Annotated in this window: 20 protein-coding genes and 1 pseudogene; 14 read left to right on the plus strand and 7 right to left on the minus strand. The window is 37.6% G+C overall.

Annotated features, from left to right (window positions below; translation table 11 throughout):
* Nucleotides 1-28 precede the first annotated feature (28 nt).
* Nucleotides 29-1198 (minus strand): pyridoxal-phosphate-dependent aminotransferase family protein, encoded by a 1170-nt coding sequence (locus MHI22_RS01055; protein ID WP_340812688.1) that lies wholly within the window; start codon nucleotides 1196-1198, stop codon nucleotides 29-31.
* 138 nt (nucleotides 1199-1336) lie between these two features.
* On the opposite strand from MHI22_RS01055, the gene MHI22_RS01060 reads away from it, so the two are divergent.
* On the plus strand, nucleotides 1337-2392 hold the full coding sequence (locus tag MHI22_RS01060; RefSeq protein WP_340810832.1) for a DUF1835 domain-containing protein: 1056 nt from the start codon (nucleotides 1337-1339) through the stop codon (nucleotides 2390-2392).
* Between the two features lie 27 nt (nucleotides 2393-2419).
* Here the strand turns inward: MHI22_RS01060 and MHI22_RS01065 are convergent, their stop codons facing one another.
* Together MHI22_RS01065 and MHI22_RS01070 are read right to left on the minus strand one after the other, a co-directional pair.
* Nucleotides 2420-2917 (minus strand): hypothetical protein, encoded by a 498-nt coding sequence (locus MHI22_RS01065; protein ID WP_230593752.1) that lies wholly within the window; start codon nucleotides 2915-2917, stop codon nucleotides 2420-2422.
* A gap of 342 nt (nucleotides 2918-3259) precedes the next feature.
* Nucleotides 3260-3886, minus strand: coding sequence for a nitroreductase family protein (locus MHI22_RS01070; RefSeq protein WP_036118238.1), 627 nt, complete (start codon nucleotides 3884-3886; stop codon nucleotides 3260-3262).
* A 215-nt stretch (nucleotides 3887-4101) separates the two neighbouring features.
* Here MHI22_RS01070 and MHI22_RS01075 point away from each other — a divergent pair, with 215 nt between their 5' ends.
* On the plus strand, nucleotides 4102-6132 hold the full coding sequence (locus MHI22_RS01075; protein WP_340810833.1) for a methyl-accepting chemotaxis protein: 2031 nt from the start codon (nucleotides 4102-4104) through the stop codon (nucleotides 6130-6132).
* Between the two features lie 37 nt (nucleotides 6133-6169).
* On the opposite strand, the gene MHI22_RS01080 is transcribed toward MHI22_RS01075, so the two are convergent.
* Nucleotides 6170-7270: a ferredoxin reductase family protein gene (locus MHI22_RS01080; protein WP_340810835.1), complete on the minus strand. Its 1101-nt coding sequence runs from the start codon at nucleotides 7268-7270 to the stop codon at nucleotides 6170-6172.
* A 294-nt stretch (nucleotides 7271-7564) separates the two neighbouring features.
* Between MHI22_RS01080 and MHI22_RS01085 the strand changes: the two genes are divergently transcribed.
* Nucleotides 7565-8053, plus strand: coding sequence for a metal-dependent hydrolase (locus MHI22_RS01085; RefSeq protein ID WP_101966840.1), 489 nt, complete (start codon nucleotides 7565-7567; stop codon nucleotides 8051-8053).
* 42 nt (nucleotides 8054-8095) lie between these two features.
* On the opposite strand, the gene MHI22_RS01090 is transcribed toward MHI22_RS01085, so the two are convergent.
* Complete coding sequence (locus MHI22_RS01090; RefSeq protein WP_089932545.1) at nucleotides 8096-8917, minus strand: squalene/phytoene synthase family protein; 822 nt, start codon at nucleotides 8915-8917, stop codon at nucleotides 8096-8098.
* 229 nt (nucleotides 8918-9146) lie between these two features.
* Here MHI22_RS01090 and MHI22_RS01095 point away from each other — a divergent pair, with 229 nt between their 5' ends.
* Together MHI22_RS01095 and coaW are read left to right on the plus strand one after the other, a co-directional pair.
* On the plus strand, nucleotides 9147-9881 hold the full coding sequence (locus MHI22_RS01095) for an SDR family NAD(P)-dependent oxidoreductase (protein ID WP_036118224.1): 735 nt from the start codon (nucleotides 9147-9149) through the stop codon (nucleotides 9879-9881).
* 415 nt (nucleotides 9882-10296) lie between these two features.
* Nucleotides 10297-11133 carry a type II pantothenate kinase gene (gene coaW / locus MHI22_RS01100; protein WP_036118221.1) on the plus strand — a complete coding sequence of 279 codons (837 nt, stop codon included), beginning with the start codon at nucleotides 10297-10299 and terminating at the stop codon, nucleotides 11131-11133.
* Between the two features lie 68 nt (nucleotides 11134-11201).
* Here coaW and MHI22_RS01105 read toward each other — a convergent pair whose 3' ends face one another.
* Nucleotides 11202-11843, minus strand: coding sequence for a DUF3885 domain-containing protein (locus tag MHI22_RS01105; RefSeq protein ID WP_036118218.1), 642 nt, complete (start codon nucleotides 11841-11843; stop codon nucleotides 11202-11204).
* A gap of 620 nt (nucleotides 11844-12463) precedes the next feature.
* Between MHI22_RS01105 and MHI22_RS01110 the strand changes: the two genes are divergently transcribed.
* The 3 genes from MHI22_RS01110 to MHI22_RS01120 all read left to right on the plus strand — a co-directional run bounded on the left by MHI22_RS01110 (nucleotide 12464) and on the right by MHI22_RS01120 (nucleotide 13244).
* On the plus strand, nucleotides 12464-12688 hold the full coding sequence (locus MHI22_RS01110; protein WP_004269369.1) for a hypothetical protein: 225 nt from the start codon (nucleotides 12464-12466) through the stop codon (nucleotides 12686-12688).
* 14 nt (nucleotides 12689-12702) lie between these two features.
* A complete protein-coding gene (locus tag MHI22_RS01115; protein WP_255358822.1) occupies nucleotides 12703-12834 on the plus strand; it encodes a hypothetical protein in 132 nt (43 codons plus the stop codon).
* Between the two features lie 83 nt (nucleotides 12835-12917).
* Entirely contained in the window at nucleotides 12918-13244 is a 327-nt protein-coding gene (locus MHI22_RS01120; protein ID WP_036118210.1) for a DUF3889 domain-containing protein, read from the plus strand.
* A gap of 34 nt (nucleotides 13245-13278) precedes the next feature.
* On the opposite strand, the gene MHI22_RS01125 is transcribed toward MHI22_RS01120, so the two are convergent.
* The gene (locus MHI22_RS01125; RefSeq protein ID WP_036118205.1) at nucleotides 13279-13833 is read right to left on the minus strand and encodes a DJ-1/PfpI family protein; all 555 of its coding nucleotides are present in this window, start codon (nucleotides 13831-13833) and stop codon (nucleotides 13279-13281) included.
* Between the two features lie 168 nt (nucleotides 13834-14001).
* Here MHI22_RS01125 and MHI22_RS01130 point away from each other — a divergent pair, with 168 nt between their 5' ends.
* From MHI22_RS01130 to MHI22_RS01155, 6 genes and pseudogenes are all read left to right on the plus strand, one after another.
* Nucleotides 14002-14400, plus strand: coding sequence for a MarR family winged helix-turn-helix transcriptional regulator (locus MHI22_RS01130; protein WP_036118202.1), 399 nt, complete (start codon nucleotides 14002-14004; stop codon nucleotides 14398-14400).
* A gap of 5 nt (nucleotides 14401-14405) precedes the next feature.
* The gene (locus MHI22_RS01135; RefSeq protein WP_445668834.1) at nucleotides 14406-15596 is read left to right on the plus strand and encodes an MFS transporter; all 1191 of its coding nucleotides are present in this window, start codon (nucleotides 14406-14408) and stop codon (nucleotides 15594-15596) included.
* 525 nt (nucleotides 15597-16121) lie between these two features.
* Nucleotides 16122-16817: a response regulator transcription factor gene (locus MHI22_RS01140; protein WP_036118196.1), complete on the plus strand. Its 696-nt coding sequence runs from the start codon at nucleotides 16122-16124 to the stop codon at nucleotides 16815-16817.
* Nucleotides 16804-18855 carry a HAMP domain-containing sensor histidine kinase gene (locus MHI22_RS01145; RefSeq protein WP_340810838.1) on the plus strand — a complete coding sequence of 684 codons (2052 nt, stop codon included), beginning with the start codon at nucleotides 16804-16806 and terminating at the stop codon, nucleotides 18853-18855. Before MHI22_RS01140 ends, MHI22_RS01145 begins: the two co-directional genes overlap by 14 nt.
* 172 nt (nucleotides 18856-19027) lie before the next feature.
* Nucleotides 19028-19332, plus strand: a pseudogene (locus tag MHI22_RS01150) (IS5/IS1182 family transposase); the annotation flags it as partial.
* A gap of 99 nt (nucleotides 19333-19431) precedes the next feature.
* Nucleotides 19432-20196, plus strand: a complete 765-nt coding sequence (locus MHI22_RS01155; protein WP_340810839.1) for an SDR family NAD(P)-dependent oxidoreductase — start codon at nucleotides 19432-19434, stop codon at nucleotides 20194-20196.
* Nucleotides 20197-20828 lie beyond the last annotated feature (632 nt).

The raw sequence follows: 20828 nt of genomic DNA on the forward strand, positions 1-20828 counted from the left end.
AGAAATTTTTCTCCACCTGTTGGTTGTTTTAACGTTGCAGTGCTTTGCGTTGTGCTGCTAGAAATACTTCGTGTGCAGCAAGGACGCTTGCCCCTGGCTCAAAATCGTAGGAGAAGTCTTGGAGGGCAGCTTCCATTAGGGAAACGGCTTGTAAAATGTCACTTGGGAAGCAGTAGCCCATATGACCGAATCTGAAAATTTTCCCTTGTAGATGACCAAGCCCGCCAGCAAAATCTAGATGATAGTGCTGTTTCAGATGGGCTAAAAATTCGCCAAGATCGATTCCTTGAGGGGCCTTGATTGCTGTAATGGTTGGTGACGCGTATTGGTCCTCTGTTAATAGCTCAATGTGTAAGGCTTTCATAGCGCTACGTACCATATTTTTCATAAGTTCATGACGATCTACAGTTTGCGCAAAGCCGCCTTCCTGCTCAATCAGTTGACATACTTCGTGCAATCCATAGATCAGTGTGATGGCTGGGGTATTTGGCGTCATGCCCTTTTCGGCCCAGCTTCGATAGCTTAATAAGTTTAAATAGTAAGCGGGTGTTTGATTGTCCTCGATGACTTTCCAAGCTCTTTCGCTGACGCTGATAAGGGAAAGTCCTGGAGGTAGCATCATAGCCTTTTGAGAGCCTGTCACCAAAATGTCGATGCCCCAAGCATCCATTTCAGCAGGGGCACCACCAATACAGCTTACGCCATCTACAATAACAAGGGCATCTGTTTCGTCGCGGATTACCTGCGCTAAGTCAGCAACGGGGTTTATAATGCCTGTAGATGTTTCATTGTACGTAACAAAAACGGCTTTAACGTTGTGCAATGGCTGTAAAAATGCTCGTAGTTCCTCGGCTGTGCAAGCTTGTCCCCATTCTTTTTCAAGCTTATGTACATGGAAGCCATATTGCTCACAAATGGACACGAAATAGTCACCAAATGCTCCAACGGTAATGACCACAACTTCATCACCCGCAGTGACGGTATTGACTGCCGCAGCCTCCAAGGCAGCTGTTCCACCTGATGGCAAAAGTAAGATGTCTTGTGTCGTACCAAAAACAGGTTTTACTAATTCGATTGTTTCTCGGTATAACGTTACAAATTCTTGACTCCGATGACTAAAAATATCCCGATTCATCGCCAACTGAACCCTTTTTGGTATCGGCGTTGGCCCTGGGTGTCTTAAAATATTTTCATACACATTCATCAATCCCTTTCGTTGTGAATTCGAAATTTTCTAACTATAATAATACCATATTTATGATGATAGCTAGCTGCTATTTTAAAAAATGTTGGAAGAGATTAACATTAAGATGCAATAAAAAAGGGGACTGAACAGATGGAAACAATCATGCATTATCCATATATTTATTTTTTGTACAAACCAAATCAGGTATTGGTATATAAAATTCAAACATTTGAATATATCAAGCTAGCGGATGTGATGGAAAAGGGTGAATGGACGAGCTATGCACTGCAGCCATCTGAATCATTTACAGCTTTTCACCATGAACAACGTCAGCTGCAGGAGGGTTGGACCTTTTGGATGGAGCAGGAACAGCTTTATTTTTTGGTAGAAATGATTAATGACTATATTCAGCAGGTCATGATCACAACTACTGCACAAGCGGTACATATTGTTTGCTCTGAAGCTGTAGCTGGCTCTTTACGAGGGGCCCTTGCTCCACCGAAATATGTTATCGGGTTTCCAGAGGATTTGTCGATCGGCCCTCTCTGGAAACTCGATGAAGAAAGAGGACAGGCATTTCGTCATGAATGGTTAAGGGAAAATATAAATGATGGGTTGGACGATTTTGTCAATGACAATCATTTTAAGAATACGATAAGAGAAATACAGGATATTCCAAGTCATCTACCCATCTATATTTGGTATGGACATAATGCAGAAGAACAATGTGGCCTTCGTTTTTTCCTTTGTTTATTGCGCGATAAAAGCAATGACATCATGCTCATTAACACGGGTGAACAGAATGTGATTAATCGTCAATGGGACATAGCGCTATATGACAACAAGCCATTGACTACTAAAGAACACCTGATGTTTCAACAGCAATGGCAAGATTTGGCCCAAACAAAGGATGTATGCCGTTTATGGCGGCATCAGCGAATACAAGGAGTGTCAGAGAATCACTATGATTCCGTCATTATATCGATGCTAGGACAACTTCATCATGAACAAGGAAGTATCGATTTTATACAAACAGGCGTATTCCTTTCAGAGCTACTTGTAAGAATGGAAGAACCACCAAATATCTTCTTTTTAGAGTATAGAATTCGAACTTTAGTCTATAGTGGGGAGTTTGAATTAAAGGGGATTCCTAAATCCATGCGACATTATCAGGTGAGATTACGTCAAAAAACCTCTTTAGCCTGAAGGCATAAAGAGGTTTAACAAGTTGTATTAAGCGGCAACGAATGGTTTGTTCATACGCATTAAACCGTAAATGGCAAAGAATAATCCGCCCGTAATAACCGTTAAAATTGTGTATAGTACAGCCTTACCTGTTTCGCCACACCAGCGATAGAATAGACGATACATGAAATAAATTGAAAAGCCTACCATACCTAGAGAAGCGAGTATGCCGAGAAATGGAATAAACGAAACGATGAACATGCCCGCATAAATAAGCGTATTTTTTAACGCTGTGGCACGTACCGTTTCCCGATTATCCCCACCAGCAGTCAGTAGGAAAAGACTGTATACATTAATAATAGGAATCCAAGCGATATAGGCTACATCTCCAAAACCATTTGTTTTAGACGTCATAAAATAAATGAGTGCACTAATAATGTAGGCGATTAAACCAAGAACAAGAGCTGCTAAAATAAGTATTATAAACAGACCACCCATAGCTGCATCCCAATCATTAGAGTAATAAGAACTATCGTAATTATACATCAGTGAAACCTCCCTTCATTTGAAAATACCAACTAATCATAACAAGCCTAGCCTGTTTAAGCTACAACGAATTTAATGTAATATTTAGTAGAAATCGCACGAATGTACTAGAATATAATTTATTTTTAAGTCTTTGATGATGATTTTTTGAGTAATAAATACAAAAAAAGCAAAAAATATCATTGTGAAAATTATTGTGCTAGTTTTGGAGAATCATTTTTAGTGTTTTTCATTTGCTTTATACAAAACATTACTATCCTATGATGATAGAAGGTCAGAACATGCCATCGAATTCTAAAAAAAGCCATCCTACTAAAATATAGGGTGGCATTTTTGCTTGGATTAAATGAATTTAGCGATATGCTCTAGCTCAATACGAGAAGAATTATATGCAGGAGCTGCTGCTTTACCAATCGCAATTAAAATGACGGGTACGATATGGTCTTCTAATGCAAAGTGTTGAGCGAAGGCTTCTTTATTAAATCCGCCCATTGGGACTGTATCATAGCCCATGTCTTTTGCTAAAAGCATAATTTGCATAGAAATTAGACCAGCATCAAATGTAACGATATTCTTTAACACTTCTTGTGGAAGCTGAGAATATAAGTTTATCGAGTTATTGATCATTAAATCTTTGGTTGCTTCATCAATATAACCAAGATCAAAGTTTTTCGTATAAACAGCCTCGGCATTTTCGTACATTTTTGTATCGCCTAAAACGGCAATAATCGCTGAGGATGTTTCGATTTGTTCTTGATTGTTTGCGATGGCACGTAATTCTTTTTTGATTGCCTCGTCTTGAATTACTAAAAAGCGCCAAGGTTGTAGGTTGCTAGATGATGGAGCAGAAGTCGCTTCTACAAGTAATTGTTCTAATTGCTCTTGTGGAATTTTATAGTTTTCGTCGTATTTACGAACAGATTTACGTTCATGCATAATTTTATTTAAAGAACTTTTTGTCACTGTCATAATTTTTTGTCTCCTTCATTATATGATGCGTTTTTTACTATACGATAAACGCATTCATTTTCCAAGTAAATTGCTCGAATTAAAGAGTCTTGAAAACAGGATTTATTATCTGCCTATCATTTAAAAAGTTACAAAAAAATATATTTTTATAGAGGTAATCCATTTATACTAGAAGGTAAATAGAGCAAAAATAACAGGTATGGAGTGACAGACAGATGAAAAAACTATTGGGAAATTTAAAGCTTATGGCAAAAATAGGGATACTTATTCCTATTATTATTGTTTTTCTAGGTGGTATGTCCTTCCTTAATTATTTGAGTGCATCACATGAACTTGAAAGCTCTATTGAAAATGAAATGTCTTTACTGGCAGATGATGTAACGGGCTCTGTTGAGAGCAAATTACATGCGCATATTCAGTTGATTTATAGTGCAAAGACAACGATAGAATCAGCTGACAGTATGATGACGAGAGAGCAATTTATTCGCTATGTACAGCAGCTATTGCCATACAATAAGGAAACTTATGGTATGGGGTTATGGCTAGAGGAGGATGTGGCAAAGGGGGAAATTTTTGGCCCGTATGCCTATAAAGAAGGAGAAAAAATTGTCTCTACGGATACGTATGAAGATCCAGCCTATCATTTTCATGAGCAGGAATGGTACCGCAACAGCATCCACTCGAATAGCATTGTCCATACAACACCTTATTTTGATGAGGCCTTAGGAGAAATGTTTATTTCATTTGGCACACAAATTGTGAAAGATTCTAAGCCAGTGGGGGTTATTACAGGGGATTATGTGTTAGATTCTATCCAATCCATTGTCTCTGATGTGCAAATTCGACAGAGTGGCTATGCCTTTTTAATAGATGATAGTGGGAATTTTTTAACGCATCCTGATGTAGATAAAGTAAATAAAGAGACGATTCAGCAATTTTTAAATATTCCTGTTGAGCAGCTAGCTGAGCAGAAAAAGCTAATACAGACAACGATTGATGGGAATGACTTTACGCTACAATATCAGCAAATTCAGAACATGCCGTGGAAATTGGTTTTACTTGTTCCTACAGATGAGCTTTACAGTGAGGTACAGGCGATGCTTCAGCAGCAAATCGTGATTAGTGTGGTGCTTATTGCCCTGATCACCATCATTATTTATTTCCTTGCTCGCTATATACGTACGGAAGTGAAAACGATGAATACATATTTAGGCTACCTTGCTACGGGTGATTTAACGAAACAAATGGCCATTCATACAAAGGATGAATTTGGTGAAATGGCACAGTACTATAATGAGTCTGTGGAAGGGTTAGGGTCTATGATACAGCGCATTGTTGCTGAAACGGAGACAGTTGCCTCCACTGCCGAAGAATTAACAGCCAGTGTACAAGAGGTCAATAAAACCGTCACGGAAGTAGCTGTTTCTATGCAAAATGTGGCTGAAAATACGAGTTCACAGCAGCAGGTGAGTAGTCAATTAACAGGTGTCACAACACAATTAGGTGATGACATGAAGACTGCCATGGACGATTTACAAGAGGCAGTGCAACAGTCGGTAACAACCTCTCATCTAGCTACAGGGGGCTCGCAAAAAATACGGGCTTTTGTGGATGACATTGTCCAGCTGCATGCACAGGTAGACAGCAGTGCTAATCTGGTGAGTAGCCTGAAGGTGCAATCCGCTCAAATTGAGCAAATGAGTCAGCTTATTTCTGCTATTACTGACCAAACTAATTTATTATCTCTCAATGCGGCTATAGAGGCGGCACGAGCAGGCGAGGCAGGAAAAGGTTTTGCCGTTGTAGCTGGTGAGGTTAAAGCACTTGCTGAACAGACAAGTAGAGCCTCTTTAGACATTGCGAAGGTCGTGCTGACGATTCAGGACCAAATGAATGAGGCGGTGGACATGATGGAGCAAAGTCGAAAAATTGCTCACCAAGGTATTGGTTCTGTCCAGCAAGCAGGTACTACCTTTGATACGATTGCTAGTGCCATTGAAGGGCTCCAGATGACGATACGAGAAACGAGTAATACAACAGCAGATGCTTTTAAAAACTTGCAGGAAGTGACAGCACAAGTGCAGATGATTAACCAACAGGCGATGGCAACAAATGATTATACATTAAATGTTTCGGCCATCACTGAGGAACAAGCCTCCACCATGAATGAAATGGCTGTAGCCTCTGAGCAGTTAGCACAGCTTGCTCAAAATTTGCAGGAAGAAACAGCTGAATTTACTGTCTAATAGTAGGGCGTACATCGATAGGAAGATGTACGCCTTTTTAGGATCTAAATGAAAAAGCTTCCCACTCCACGCTTTTTGTAGGCAGAGCCGATTTGAATTGTTTAATCATTTTTGGGGGTCCACAAATAAAAACACTTGTTTCAGCAGATAGTGACAGCTGATGGAAGGATAGCTTTTCTTCATGAGCTGTATTAATAAAGGTGACAGTGAAATGATCGTTCATTCGAGCATAGCTCTGTAGAAAATCTTTGTAGATGGCATTGTCTTGACCATGGAAGGAATAATACAAGTCAATTTTCTTATCAGGCTTTGTTTGTAAATAGGCAAGAAAAGGTGTAATGCCCATGCCACCAGCAATCCAAATTTGCTGATTGGCCACTCGATCAAAGTCAAAATGACCATATGGCCCAGCTATGGCAACTGGTGTATTGAATTGAAGATCGTTGTAGAGCTGTTTCGTATAATCTCCAATGGCTTTGATTGTTACCGTGATTTGTTCGCCATTACCACCAGTAATAGAGAAGGGGTGTGGCGCTTTTTCGATACCCTCTTGAAAAATTTTTAAAAAGAGAAATTGTCCTGGTCGATAGTCGAGTTTTTTTATGAGTGTCAGCTCAACTTCAATCACATGGGCGTTCAGCCTTTGAATGGCTGAAACATGACCTGTATATGGAAAGAACATATCTTGATACATTGTCAACATATACAGAGCAGACATAAAACCAATCGTTGTTGTCAGTGCTGTGAAAATGCCTAAAGGAGAAGGTTGTAATAAATCATATTGGCTAGAAAAATAAGCATGATAAATACCGAAAGTATAAGGTACAAGTAGTAAACGATGTAGCCAGCGCCAATGCTCATACTTTAAAAACTTTGCAATGAACGCTAGGACAATCAGGGCAATAAAGCCATATTGGGCAAGCTCACCAAGGTCTTTAGCGAAGTCTTTTAGTGAGGTTTCTTGTATGACTGCCTCATCAGTAATCATTTTTTGCAACTGACCATGCAAGAGGATGAATCCAAGTGAAAGGATTGCGAGTAATTTATGATAAAAATAAACATGCTCAAGACTAGAAAACCAACGCTCTAACAGTTTCATTCTGGTAGCCAATAAGAACACAAGAAATAAACTAGTCATGGCTAAGCCTCCAATGAGATGGCTTAGTATGTTCAATGGATGGATGGGCTCCATAGGTGTAGCGACATACCAAAGAAAAGCACTAGTGCCCATTATGCAAAAGATAAAAAGTAGTCCTTTATAAGCTCTCATATATAACCTCCATCCCTATTTTTATCCATATTCTATATCGCTATACAAATAATGAGTTGAAAAATATTTTCGAGCGTATGTTCGGAATGTACGTTCCCTTTCGGGCGGAATTATGGTACAGTAAGAAGGAAAAAATAGAGAGAGAAGGAGTGGAAGTAATTTATGCAAGGGAACACCCATATTGTTGGGGGCATCACAGCAAGTCTCGCCTTTGCACAGTTTTCAAATGATAACCCACTTGTCTTAGTAGGGGCAGGTGTTATCGGTGCATTACTTCCAGATATATGTCATAGAGGTAGTAAAATCGGTCGAACATTTCCCATCCTCGCGAAGCTGGTTAATACAGTGTTTGGACATCGTTCCTTTACACATAGTTTGCTTTTCCTATTGTTCGTTATGGTGGCGTTACATACTTTAGTTCCTTACAAAGCAATTTCCATTGGGATTATTATAGGGATGGCTAGTCATATCCTGCTTGATATGTGTACAAAAAAGGGCGTTAAACTATTTTTCCCAGCGACTGTATCCATTCGTTTTCCACTTACAACGAAAACGGGTAGCAAGGTGGAAGGGATCGTACTTATGTTGCTTTCGATGCTGTCCATCTATTTGAGCTATGAATTGATTGTCAAATTTATAGATTCGATATAAATTAAGAAGAGCCCCAGTATTGGTTTACTGGGGCTTTTGATGTTAGTCAGCTTGTACCTCTTCCACAGTCTGCTCTACTTCGGCGCGCGTCATTTTTTCTCGACCTTCTTGCATCGCCTTCAACGTTTTGTGGGCTAAGGCAAGTGGTAGGCGGCAAAACAGCAGAATGGTACGTTTATTAATATCTTTCATATAGAGGTCTGCTTTGGCTAAATTTTCTTCAGCATAGACAAACAAATCTTCGCGTGTCCAGCCATCAGGCACGAAGTTGACACCACGTTCATCTAAATCCTCATGCTGATTACGTAAGATGTTGACAGCCTGGAGTCCACGACCATAGCCTATTGCTAGCTCACGATCAGTTTGAACGTTGGCACCCCACGCCCAAAGCTCAGACAGCATCGTCCCTACAAGCCCTGCCACGTAGTATGTATAATCATCCAAATCCTCGCGTGTATGCACCTGCCAATTGGCCTTTGCCCATTTGGCCATACCAAAAGCCATTTCGCTTGTGGAAGCCTGAACAATTTTTCGCGATTCCTCAGGACAAAATGTTAGCCAATCTGCTAATCGAAGGGATACTTCTGGCAGTTGATCGGCATAAGGTGCTAATAATGCTTGATAAGCTTCTTTATTAAATGTGTCCTTTAATAATTCACTTGTTGCGGACAATAAATTAAATTTCACATCATTCGAAAGCTGTTCATGATCTTCAATTTCATCAATGGCACGCATGGCTAAATAGGCAGCAGCCACCGATATCTTTAAATCATTTTTTAAAAAAGTAATAGGTATATAAAACGTGCGGCTTGTATCTTTTAAAACCTGCATCGCTTCTTTGTAAAGTCTTTTTTGTTCGTTCACTTGTATTCCTCCGTTCAAATGGTTCCATATCTATAGTATATCGTATCGTAAAAAAAGGGAAAGATAAAACAGATTGTTCATATTTAGAGAGATATTCTTTGAAAACGATTACTACAAATGATATAGTTTAATAATAAACTATTTAAATCTATACTTTTATGGTGGTCAATAAGAGTGGATTTATACTAGTATAGCTACATCAATTTCAAATGAGAGGAAGTTTAATGAAATGGGACGTTTAAATAATAAAATTGCTATGATTACAGGCGGCGCTTCTGGTATGGGTGCAGCGATGGCTAAACTGTTTGCACAAGAAGGTGCTACAGTAATTGCAGCTGATATTAATGAAGAAAACTTAGCAAAAATTTCTGAGCTAGAAAATGTAGAGGGAATGAAATTAGATGTTTCCTCTGACGAAAACTGGGCAGATGTAACAAAAGCAATTGTTGAAAAATATGGTCGCATTGATATTTTAATTAATAATGCGGGTATTTCATCAGAAAAAGGACCCGATCAAATTACACAGGCAGACTGGTCAATTATGCATAATATCAATGCATTTGGACCATTTCTTGGCATTAAACATGCTGCGCACTATATGAAAGAAGCAGGCAAAGGCTCCATTGTTAATACATCGTCTTACACAGCGATTATTGGGGCAGGCTTTAATGCCTATACAGCCTCTAAAGGTTCTTTACGTGCGATTGCTCGTGCAGCAGCTTCAGAGCTTGGTGCTTTCAATGTCCGTGTGAACACGGTATTCCCTGGTGTCATCGAAACACCAATGACAGCCAAATTATCAGAAGCAAAAGAGGCAATGGATATGTTAGTAAGAGCTACACCAATGGGGCGTCTTGGTCAACCAGAGGAAGTAGCAAATGCTATTTTATTTTTAGCATCAGACGAGGCTTCTTACATTACGGGTGCCGAGCTTGTCATTGATGGTGGCTATTCAGCACGCTAGTTAAATATAGTAATTGAAAAGTGGAAATGCCTGTTCAAGCAGTGCATTTTCACTTTTTTTGTTTTTTTAGTAGAATGATGATAAAGCTTTAGAAATTCGTCAAAAAACAGCTATTGATTAGATAAATTTTGATATTTTTCGTGATTTTTTCAAGAAAGTGTACGAAGTTATTGCACAATCATTTCAACAGCGTTAAAGTTTAGAAAGGGCAAAATGTCATTACACGATTTGGGGGACTGTACTGAGCGTTTAGCTTTTGTACGAACAAAATCAGGAGTCAGGATTTTGGCATACATAACTCCTTGCAAAATCCTGGATACCAAAGAGGGCATGAATTTGATGAATTGCCTGAATCATAGCGTAAACCGTCATCATAGTATGAGAAAATTACGTAATAAAAACAAAGGAGAATTGTATGCCAAAGGCTATAGGTATTGATGCAGGCGGCACATTGACAAAGGTTGCTTATTTAGATCAAGACAATGAACTTGTGTTAACAACCTTTCCGTCGAATGATTTGCAATCTGTCACAAAATGGATTATTGATCATCCAGATATTGAGGATATTGGTGTTACGGGGGGACGTACAGAGCAATTACTTGATGTCATTAAAACAATGAAATCGATTCATTATATAGTGGAATTTGAAGCTACATTAAAGGGTGTCCGATTTTTGCTTAATAAAGAAGGCTACTTTTTTGAGCGCAGTATGATTACCAATATTGGGACAGGTACGTCCATTCATTATATGGAAGGTAATACACATATTCGCGTTGGTGGGACAGGCGTTGGTGGTGGGACACTAATTGGTTTGTCAGCGCTTACAACGGGCATTACAGATTACAATGAAATCCGTGAAATGGCTGCCAATGGCAATCGTGAAGGAATCGATCTATTGGTCAAGGATATTTATCAAGGTATGGATACACCGATTGACGGTCATTTAACGGCTAGTAATTTTGGGAAAGTAGGCATTACAAAGTCGATAAAGCATCCTGCTGAGGATATTATTGCGACCGTTCAAGGACTAGTAGGCGAAGTCATTACAACACTCAGCATTCAATATGCGGAGGAAAAAAATGCACAGCATATCGTTTATATTGGCTCCACATTAAGCAATAATGATCATCTTACCCGAGTGATTGCAAATTATACACGCACGAAAAAGCATACACCTGTCTTTATTAATGACCATGGCTTTTCTGGTGCTGTCGGAGCATTACTTAATATTACAGAATATACAATTGTCTAACGATTTAAGGACATAACATATTGTATGACAACTAGTTATGTCCTTTGTTATTCAACTACAATAAGAAGTTATTTAAACACTTTATCTATTTTGTCTTTATCATAATCTAATATCCAGTCATTGTATGTATAATAAATGTCTCGTATAGATTCAGGTGAGGTAGCAAGTAAATCACAGCCTCTATCATCGTAAACGTGAAAAATGGTTTTCTTTTTGATATTTAAAAAATATATCCTATGAAAAATACTTGGTTGGATTCCTAAATCTTGATTACATACTGCTTTTAACAATGGAATGTACTTCAAATCAGATGTTTTACATGCAAGTGTAAACCTATGTGTTTTATATTTTCCGTCCTCATCATCTTCGGGGAAAATAGAAGACATTTCTGTATGCTTCAATTTATATAAGACTGATTTATCATAGATATATGGAGAAAAAATTCTCGCTTTGTGCTGATAGGTTTTTCTACCTCCAAAATCATTGACATCTACTACCATAAAAATTTCCTCGTCTTGTAAATGTAGTGCTTCAAACAGCGTGACAGCCCTTTTATAAACCTCCTGTATATAAAGACGATCTTCATAATCGCAATCTCTAGCTCGCTCTACCCCTAGTTCGAACCGTATGCCAATTTCCCAGTTATAAAACAAAGGTGGTCTAAGAAGTAAGGAAGGAAAATTTTCATTCATATAGTCATTTAAAAGCATATTTGCACCTCAACTTTATTTTTAAAATTTTACCTTTAACAAACCGCCAGAATAATAGTCAAAGAAGAAAATGACTCTACCCATTAATTTAGAAATTATATTTCGCTTTCGTTACTGCATTGGGGTAGATGATCAATTTGCCAGTTAGCATCTACAAATTCAATATTACTAATATAAGCATTTATCAATTTTGTTTTACCTGAACCTATTCCACCATTTAAAAATTGAGCTAGGAAAGTATTGATAACGCCTCCGTAAGCTACTATTAACAGCTTCCATTCTACTAACGATTTTTACATAATCCATTAAGAACACCATCATTTAATCCAAACGCTTATAAATACATAAACATGAGAAAACTCGCCATTGGGACTTTTAAGATAATCAATTGGTGTCGAAGAATTAATCAGTATTATATACCATTCGTCATAACTCATTCCTGTTGTAGTTTTAAACCTTACTTCTCCTTTTGTTTCCTATATTATACATAATATTGCAATTATTCGATATATATTTAACATCAAATTGGTCATGTTCATTTTTTTTACAAATAGCGAAGAAACTTACCTACATTAAAACATCTCTAACTGAACAAATTAGGTAGTAGGAGGTGAAGCTACGTGGGAAAGCGTAATAATCGAAACAACAGTAAAACCATGAATATGAGAACACATAATCCTTTTGGCACTTACAAAAGCAAAGACCTCGATCGAAGTAATAGCAATAATAACAACCCAAATGACAACTTGAATGAAGAGTTCGCGGCAGAATTTGATGCAAAGGCTAAAAATAAAAACAATAAAACGAATCATGATAAAAACCAACAGTCGAATAAAACAAAATAGTGGAGGTACAAATCATGGCAAAAAAGAATAAGACAAGCTTTAAAAAGAAAAAGAAGGAAGATACACACAAAAAGAATGATCGTGAGGAATATTCAGCAGAATTTAATCAGGTCATTCATAATAATCCCCAACAGCCAAAGCAATAAACACAAGCTGCTCTAAAGTCTTTTGGAGCTCTTATTTTTTACTGTTTGTGCTGCTTTATACAGTCAAAAAGGGAGTGATTCAAGTGAGAAAATTTTATTTACTTGGGCTTCTTTTTGTTTCTCTAGCAATGTTTATACAAATACCAGTGGTTGCCAATGCACAACAAGAAACACCAGCTTATGCAAAATGGGGACAGCTGGCTATCAAAGAGGTAAAGGCGAAATATCCTACGGCTAAAATTGTGGATTATTTGCATGAGGGCAAGGAAGTACAGGGGGCATCAACCATTGAGAAATTTAAGCTTTGGCTCAAGCAGCCTGACAAGGAATTTGGTGTTCATGTCAGAATCAGCTACCAAACGACAACGCAGGAAGTAGAAAAAATTGAATTTCAAGAAAGTACTTCATAAAATAAGGATGCCCTATTTTAGGCATCCTTGTTCTTTAACCCTCTAGCTTTTGAATAAATGCACGCATTAAGCCTGGTAAATCAGGCCATGCATGCCCACTTATTAAATTACCATCTGTGTGAAGGTTGGCATCAATGTAAGTTGCTCCTGCCACCTGCACCTCAGGCTTGCAGGCAATATAGGCTGTTAGCTCACGCCCTTTTAGCACTTCAGGAATGGTCGCGAAAATTTGCGCTGCATGACAAACGGCTGCAATTGGTTTATTCGTTTCAAAGAAGTGGCTTACTAGTGCTGGGACATGCTCATTCAAACGAATGTATTCAGGTGCACGTCCACCAGGAATAATGAGCCCATCGAATTGTGTTGGATCAATAGCAGCAAAAGCAGCGTGGGCCTCTAATCCATAAGCAGGACGCTCGATATATGTATCGACACCCTCTACAAAGTCGTGTAATACGGTTTGTAATTTCTTAGCGGATGGTGCTGCAATTGTGACATCATACCCTGCTTCAAGACAACGATAATAAGGATAAAAAATCTCTAAAGCCTCTACTGCATCTCCTGCGAGTATTAAAACCTTTTTCCCCATGCTTCCATCTCCTTTACATTGTAAATCTACTAAGTTTTATTCGACACTTGCAAAAAATTTCCTGCTTACAGTAGGGTTACCTTTCCAAATTCCTTGCTTTACAAAGAAAAAAATGAAGCGTATAGTATTTATTTAACTAGGTAAATAAATTCGCAGGAGGTAAACAATATGAATCCAATATTTCATGCTTTATTCCAAAAAAGTCGGTATTTAACGAACTGCTTAAATGAAGTATTAAAGCAACATCATTTATATAGCTCCCAATGGGCCATTTTATATTGCTTACATAAAAACGGGCCAATGACCTTAACACAAATTTGGAAATATTTAAATGTGGAAGCGCCCAGTATTACAAGAGCTATTACACGACTAGAAACATTGGGCTGGGTCCAACGATTAGATGGAGAGGATAAGCGAGAAAAAATTGTGACTCTTTCCGCTCTAGGGGAGGAGCGCTTACCAGCGATCACCGTAACCATATTAGCATTTGAGGAAGAAATGGTGGGCTCTTTAACTGTTGAGGAGCAGCAGCAATTTCTGAAGTTATTGGAAAAAATGAAAGGTTGATGGACATGCAGCAAGAAGAAAATACACAAATATGGACGAAGCGTTTCATTAGCCTCTTTTTAACGAATATCTCTGTATTTTTTGTTTTTTATGGACTTGTAACGACTTTACCACTCTATGCGATTGGTGAACTACATCAGACAGATAAGGAAGCGGGCCTATTATTGTCAGGCTTTTTATTGTCAGCTATTATTGTACGCCCGTTTTCAGGTAAGTTATTAGATGTTTTTGGCAAGAAAAAACTGTTAGTCCTATCTATAGTGGGCTATTTTATCTGTACCGTTTTATATTTATTTATTCATCCGTTTGGACTTTTACTTGGTCTTCGCTTTATTCAAGGGATTTTCTTTAGTATTATCACAACAGCTGCAGGATCTTTAGCGGCTGATATCGTTCCTGCTAAACGAAAAGGGGCAGGGCTAGGCTACTTTACGATGTCTACGAATCTAGCTGTCGTCATTGGACCATTTATCGGCTTATTATTAATTCAATATAGTACCTTTAATGTCTTATTCATAGTCATGAGTATATGTATTCTAGCAGGAGGAATTTTAGCATTAACGGTCAATACAGATGATTTACCGAAGCCAGTGCATGAAGGAAAACTAACTTTTAAATTGAATGATTTATTTGAGCGTAAGGCGCTTCCTGTTGCAGCAATTGCCAGCCTCGTCGCTTTTTCGTATGCCAGTGTGCTATCCTTTTTATCGGTCTATGCACAGCAAAAGGATTTAATGGCTGTAGCTAGTCTCTTTTATGCAGTATTTGCAGCGGCAATGCTCATTACACGTCCATATACAGGAAAACTTTACGATACGAAGGGACCGCAATTTGTCATTATTCCTGGCATTATTTCCTTTGCCATCGGTCTAGTCATGCTAGCATTTGTTGAAGGACCAATGTTATTTTTAAGTGCTGCTATTTTTATAGGCTTTGGCTATGGAGCTGTAACGACTAGCTTGCAAGCATTAGCAGTTCAATCCACTGCCATTCAACGAAGCGGCTATGCAACAGCAACCTATTTTACGATGTTTGACCTGGGTATCGCACTAGGTTCGTATATTTTAGGAATGGTAGCTGTACAGGCAGGCTATGCTTCTGTCTATTTATCGGGGGCAGGCTTACTGGGGGTTGTCTTTATTATTTATCTATTACGCCTTGCAAGGATGAAACCGAAAAAAGTAGTGCATATATAGTCAAACAGTTGGGGTTGTGCCCAACTGTTTTTATAATTGTCCCAGCCTCATCAAAATAAATTTTGTTCATTTATAAGAAAGATACGATTTATAAAAAGTTTTAATGAGCTCTTTTTCAAAATGAGTATTACTTTTGTCCTTTTTAAATCTAACGAAAACTACTTTTTGTTTACTTATCTTTAATAATGTTGACAATTGTCGGAAATTCTAATCGATTTCTTAAAACGCAGTACTGGTATTGGATTCATGATAAAAATTATATAATAGACGATTAAAGGAGAGCCACCCAAGCATGCTCTCCATTTTTATATTCTTATTTCTTTATCCTAGTCCAACATTAAAGCCTGCAGCTTAACTAAATTTTTCATTTCAAGCTTTTTAGCATAAAGAATGCATAGAGAAAAACACTAAGAAAATCTTAAGAATTGATGTCGGAGTTTGTTAAGATTTAATTAGTATTATATCCTTATACGAATCCTATAGGGGTGATGACATAAACCTAAAGCGGTGGAGGAGTGAATGTAGTTGAACATTTTGATTTGTGATGATGATAAAGAAATTGTTAGGGCGATTAGCATTTATTTAGAAAATGAGGGCTATCATGTATTCAAAGCTTACAATGGTATAGAGGCAATCGATCTTATTCGGGATCACGTTATTCATCTTATTATTATGGATATTATGATGCCAAAAATGGATGGGATTACGGCGACGATGAAGATTAGGCAAGATAATATGATTCCGTTAATAATGCTTTCTGCTAAATCGGAGGATTATGACAAAATACTCGGATTAAATATTGGAGCAGATGATTATATGGCTAAGCCGTTTAATCCATTAGAACTTGTGGCTAGAGTGAAATCACAGCTAAGAAGGTATACGACATTTGGGAGCCTAGAGATGAGCAGTTCTGTATTTCAAACGGGCGGGCTTGTGATTGATGATGAACAAAAAGTCATTACTGTTGATAAACAAGAGGTTCATTTAACACCAGTGCAATATAAAATCTTAAAGCTTCTGACAGCCAATGCTGGTAGGGTGTTCACGATTGAAGAGATTTATGAAAAGGTATGGAATGTCAGGGCTATTAATCCTGAAAATACGGTTTCGGTTCATATTCGAAAGATTCGAGAAAAAATTGAAATTAATCCAAAAGAGCCAAAGTATTTAAAAGTTGTATGGGGAGTTGGGTATAAGGTTGAGAAAGTTGAGAAGTATTAGTCATGCACTTATAACGAAAATAGTTGTGTTTCTAATTGCCATCGCTTGTTTAATTGGTATAGCGAGGGTAATGATCAACATGGAATTTAATGGAATTCATCTTAGTAGTTTAAATCAAGATAATTATTTTGAAAGCCGAGCATTCGCTGATGAAAGTTACAGCATTATGGCTCCTTTAGCGCAATTAATCGGGAAATATAAAAGTGAAGAATATATTTTAAGTGGTAAAACACTAACAGAAGAGGATAATAGAAGAATCGAAGAGGAATTATATTATGATTTTCGTAATTCTTACAGATATAATTCGAATTTGAGTGAAGAGGAAAATAAGCATATCTATCAAGAAAAATATGCAAATGACATTGCTAGAACAAAAGATGAAAGCATAAATGAACAGGTAAGAAATTTTTATCAGTTACGTAGTACGTTAGAAGCTTATGAAGGAATTGTGTTTTATGCGAGTGACGGTGAACATGAATTTTCCAATAGTGATCTCAAGAAGAAAGAACAATTTAAATCCTTTGATGCATATATGCTATTTGAGGATTACCAACAAAAGCTTTATCCAAATGAAATGAAAGAAAGTCAATACTTGGGTTACATTACACACGAAGTTGACACGTTGAACCCACAGACAGATGTTATGTATGTGGCGTTTAAAGATTCTTTCTTACAACAAAAAATGGCGGAATGGGAAAAAGATAAAGAGAATGCCCAAAGTTTTCTGAATGAATTCATGGTATTTTTAGCAGGGTTTATTTTATCTTTTGTTTATTTAATCATAGTTATTGGAAGAAGGTCATTTAAAGATAAAGAAATTCATTTCCATGTCATGGATAAACTCTATAATGATTTCAATATTGTGCTAGTTGGTTGCTTAACAGCGATGTGGATCACCATGATTGTTGAAGTGCTCCATGATATGTACATGTTCTTCACCGTGCCTATTTTTATCATTGCCTTACTATTGATTTTATCGCTCGTAAAGCATATTAAAAATAGATCGTTATTTCAGCATACACTGCTCTATCAAGTTTTCAAAAAGCTATTTATTTGGGTGAAACATGTTTTTGACAGTGGTAGTACAGGCGTGAAAATTGTGCTACTAGTCATTGGCTATCCATTAGTTGTAGCGGCAACATTTTTTATATTTCCCATTACGATAGGTGTAGCTGCCTGGTTGGCGATGCGAAAGGTGAAGTCATTTAATCGCATTAAAGAGGGCGTAGAGCAAATTAAGAATGGGGATCTTCATCATCGAATTGAAGTCGATGGAAAAGGGGAGTTTAGTCAACTTGCAGAAAATATTAATCGTATTACAGATGGGTTAAAAAAGGCAGTGGATAGTGAAATCAAGAGTGAGCGTTTAAAAACAGAGCTTATTACGAATGTTTCGCATGATATCAGAACGCCTTTAACATCAATTATTACGTATGTCGATTTATTAAAATTAGAAAACGATCCTGAAATGATTGCTGAATATGTAGACGTGTTAGATCAAAAGTCGAAAAGACTCCAGCACTTAACGGATGATTTATTTGAAGCGGCTAAAGCATCAAGTGGTAGTATACCTGTCCAGTTAGAGCGGATTGATATCGTATCATTACTAACACAAGGAATCGGAGAAATGGATGAAAAAATTGAAGCCTCGTCATTAGATTTTAAGTTAGCCCATCCAACAGAAAAGGTGTATGTGAAGGCTGATGGTAAACTTCTATGGCGTTCCATCGAAAACTTATTCTCGAATATTTTTAAATACGCACAGCCTACATCAAGGGTATATATTAGTGTTGAAGATTTAGGGAATGAAATACTTGTGACATTTAAAAATATTTCAGCATACGAATTAAATATCTCAGTCGATGAGCTAATGGAACGTTTTAAACGAGGAGATGAATCGAGATCAAGTCAAGGTAGCGGATTAGGGTTATCGATTGCTGAAAGCCTTATTCACATCCAGAACGGCAAGTTCTTAGTTCAAGTAGATGGCGATTTATTTAAGGTCATGATTTATCTACCGAAATTTCCAAATGAATAATGTCCTATTCCTTTATGACTGTAGACAAACTCAACGAATTTTGAGTTTGCTTACAGTCTTTTTTCTTTTACAATGAAATAAAGTAAAGCCGTTGATTTCCACTACGGGCGGGGTCGAGCTGCTTCCCTCGCTTCGTTACTGTCGCTTCGCTTTCGTACAGAAAACATCCGCTCAGTCCATTTTCTATCGTATATTAAAAGAGATTATGCATCAGAGACTCCTCCTGCAGACCATCTATTTATGGATTCTACGCATGTGAAAGCGAGTGCGAATAAACGGAAGTATGATAAAAAGGTTGTGCGAAAAGAAACACGGGCTTATGAAGAGAAGCTTCAATTAGAGTTAAATATGGATCGTGAAGAACACGGAAAAAAGCCCTTTCCCCCAGAGAAGTTTGAAAAGGAAGAATGGAAAGAAATAAAGGAAAGCACGACAGATCCTGAAAGTGGCTATTACGTGAAGGATGAACGTACGAAACACCTCCTTGAAACCGAATAAGAGAGCAACATTTCAAATGATGTTCCTTGATATAATTCTCTATGTAATATAACTATGTTTGAACAAGGAGATGGAAGCATGAGTAAGTTAACAGGGAAAATCGCTTTAGTAACAGGATCAAGTCGAGGAATTGGCCGCAGTATTGCATTGCGTCTGGCACAAGAGGGGGCCTTTGTCGTCGTTCATTACGGGAAAAGACGTAATGAGGCAAAAGCAGTTGTTGACAAGATCAAACAAAGCGGAGGGAATGCTTGCGCGATTGGTGCTGACCTTAGTACTCTAGATGGTATTCAAGATTTATTTACTACTTTGGATGATACTATTCGGGAATATATGGGCGGTGGCGGATTCGATATTCTTGTCAACAATGCTGGAATTGGTCAAATTATTAGTTTAGAAGAGACGACGGAAGAATCATTTGATGAGGTAATGAAGATTAATGTTAAAGCACCACTTTTTGTTACTCAGCAAGCTTTGCCACGTTTAAAAGATGGAGGACGTATTATTAATATTTCATCTTTTGTGACTCGTGCAGCCTCGCCAAGTGTCTTTACGTACAGTATATCCAAAGGTGCTATCGACACATTTACGCGACTTCTAGCCAAACAGCTAGGGAGCCGTAATATTACGGTAAACGCCATCCAGCCTGGAATTATTAATACAGAAATGAATGCTGAGACATTGGAAAATCTTGATGGACAAAAATATGCTGCTGGTCTTTCCATTTTCAACAGATGGGGTGAACCCGAGGATGTGGCAGATATTGCCGCCTTTCTTGCTTCCTCAGACAGCCGTTGGGTAACAGGTCAGTTGCTTGATGCAAGTGGAGGATCTCATCTATAACAAATTTATAAGGAACTTCAAATGAAGTGACTCCAAAAAGTTAGACACATATTTTAAGCAGTTACTGAGGAATGAACTCTGTATTGGGCAGGTCTCATTCCTTTTTGCGATAAATTTCTCAACACGTATTGTTTCTGTGCTTGCATTGTTATTTACTTTTGCACAAAAAAGTAAACCGCCCCTGCCTCGCCAGCATGTGAGAGGGTTTACTTTCATCACTTGGCAAATCGCCTTTGAAGCGATTCGTATTTATTAATATACATGGATAAACGTTTTTTTTAATATTGTAAATTTAATAACTCTGGATAGAAACAACGAGTAAAAGAGTTCAGCTATTTAAGAAGTATATTTAAAAATGCTTATTAGTTAAATGAAAGAGGAGCCCTCATTGATATATAAGAACATTGTCAATATAACAATTCTTTTTCAATAGCTTAATTTCAAAGCTTTCAATATCCCCTCTGATTACGTTACTTATCTTTAATACCACCGAACTTATTATATTTTTTCTAATCAAGATTGTTTAATTTTAAAAATTATGAAAGCATAGTAGTAATTTAAATAATGAGAAGAACCCGCTTCAAAAATCTATTTGTCGTAACTTTTTTGTTATGGCTACTTGATGGTGTTTT

This window comes from Lysinibacillus sp. FSL L8-0312 (genome assembly GCF_038003285.1).
Classification (GTDB): Bacteria; Bacillota; Bacilli; order Bacillales_A; family Planococcaceae; genus Lysinibacillus; species Lysinibacillus fusiformis_D.

Coding starts and splice junctions, on each gene's coding strand:
- MHI22_RS01135 (WP_445668834.1), top strand. CDS start 14,406: ATGCAGCAAGAAGAAAATACACAAATATGGACGAAGCGTTTCATTAGC.
- MHI22_RS01105 (WP_036118218.1), bottom strand. CDS start 11,843: ATGCTTTTAAATGACTATATGAATGAAAATTTTCCTTCCTTACTTCTT.
- MHI22_RS01075 (WP_340810833.1), top strand. CDS start 4,102: ATGAAAAAACTATTGGGAAATTTAAAGCTTATGGCAAAAATAGGGATA.
- MHI22_RS01080 (WP_340810835.1), bottom strand. CDS start 7,270: ATGACTAGTTTATTTCTTGTGTTCTTATTGGCTACCAGAATGAAACTG.
- MHI22_RS01065 (WP_230593752.1), bottom strand. CDS start 2,917: ATGTATAATTACGATAGTTCTTATTACTCTAATGATTGGGATGCAGCT.
- coaW (WP_036118221.1), top strand. CDS start 10,297: ATGCCAAAGGCTATAGGTATTGATGCAGGCGGCACATTGACAAAGGTT.
- MHI22_RS01060 (WP_340810832.1), top strand. CDS start 1,337: ATGGAAACAATCATGCATTATCCATATATTTATTTTTTGTACAAACCA.
- MHI22_RS01125 (WP_036118205.1), bottom strand. CDS start 13,833: ATGGGGAAAAAGGTTTTAATACTCGCAGGAGATGCAGTAGAGGCTTTA.
- MHI22_RS01155 (WP_340810839.1), top strand. CDS start 19,432: ATGAGTAAGTTAACAGGGAAAATCGCTTTAGTAACAGGATCAAGTCGA.
- MHI22_RS01070 (WP_036118238.1), bottom strand. CDS start 3,886: ATGACAGTGACAAAAAGTTCTTTAAATAAAATTATGCATGAACGTAAA.
- MHI22_RS01115 (WP_255358822.1), top strand. CDS start 12,703: ATGGCAAAAAAGAATAAGACAAGCTTTAAAAAGAAAAAGAAGGAAGAT.
- MHI22_RS01130 (WP_036118202.1), top strand. CDS start 14,002: ATGAATCCAATATTTCATGCTTTATTCCAAAAAAGTCGGTATTTAACG.
- MHI22_RS01095 (WP_036118224.1), top strand. CDS start 9,147: ATGGGACGTTTAAATAATAAAATTGCTATGATTACAGGCGGCGCTTCT.
- MHI22_RS01085 (WP_101966840.1), top strand. CDS start 7,565: ATGCAAGGGAACACCCATATTGTTGGGGGCATCACAGCAAGTCTCGCC.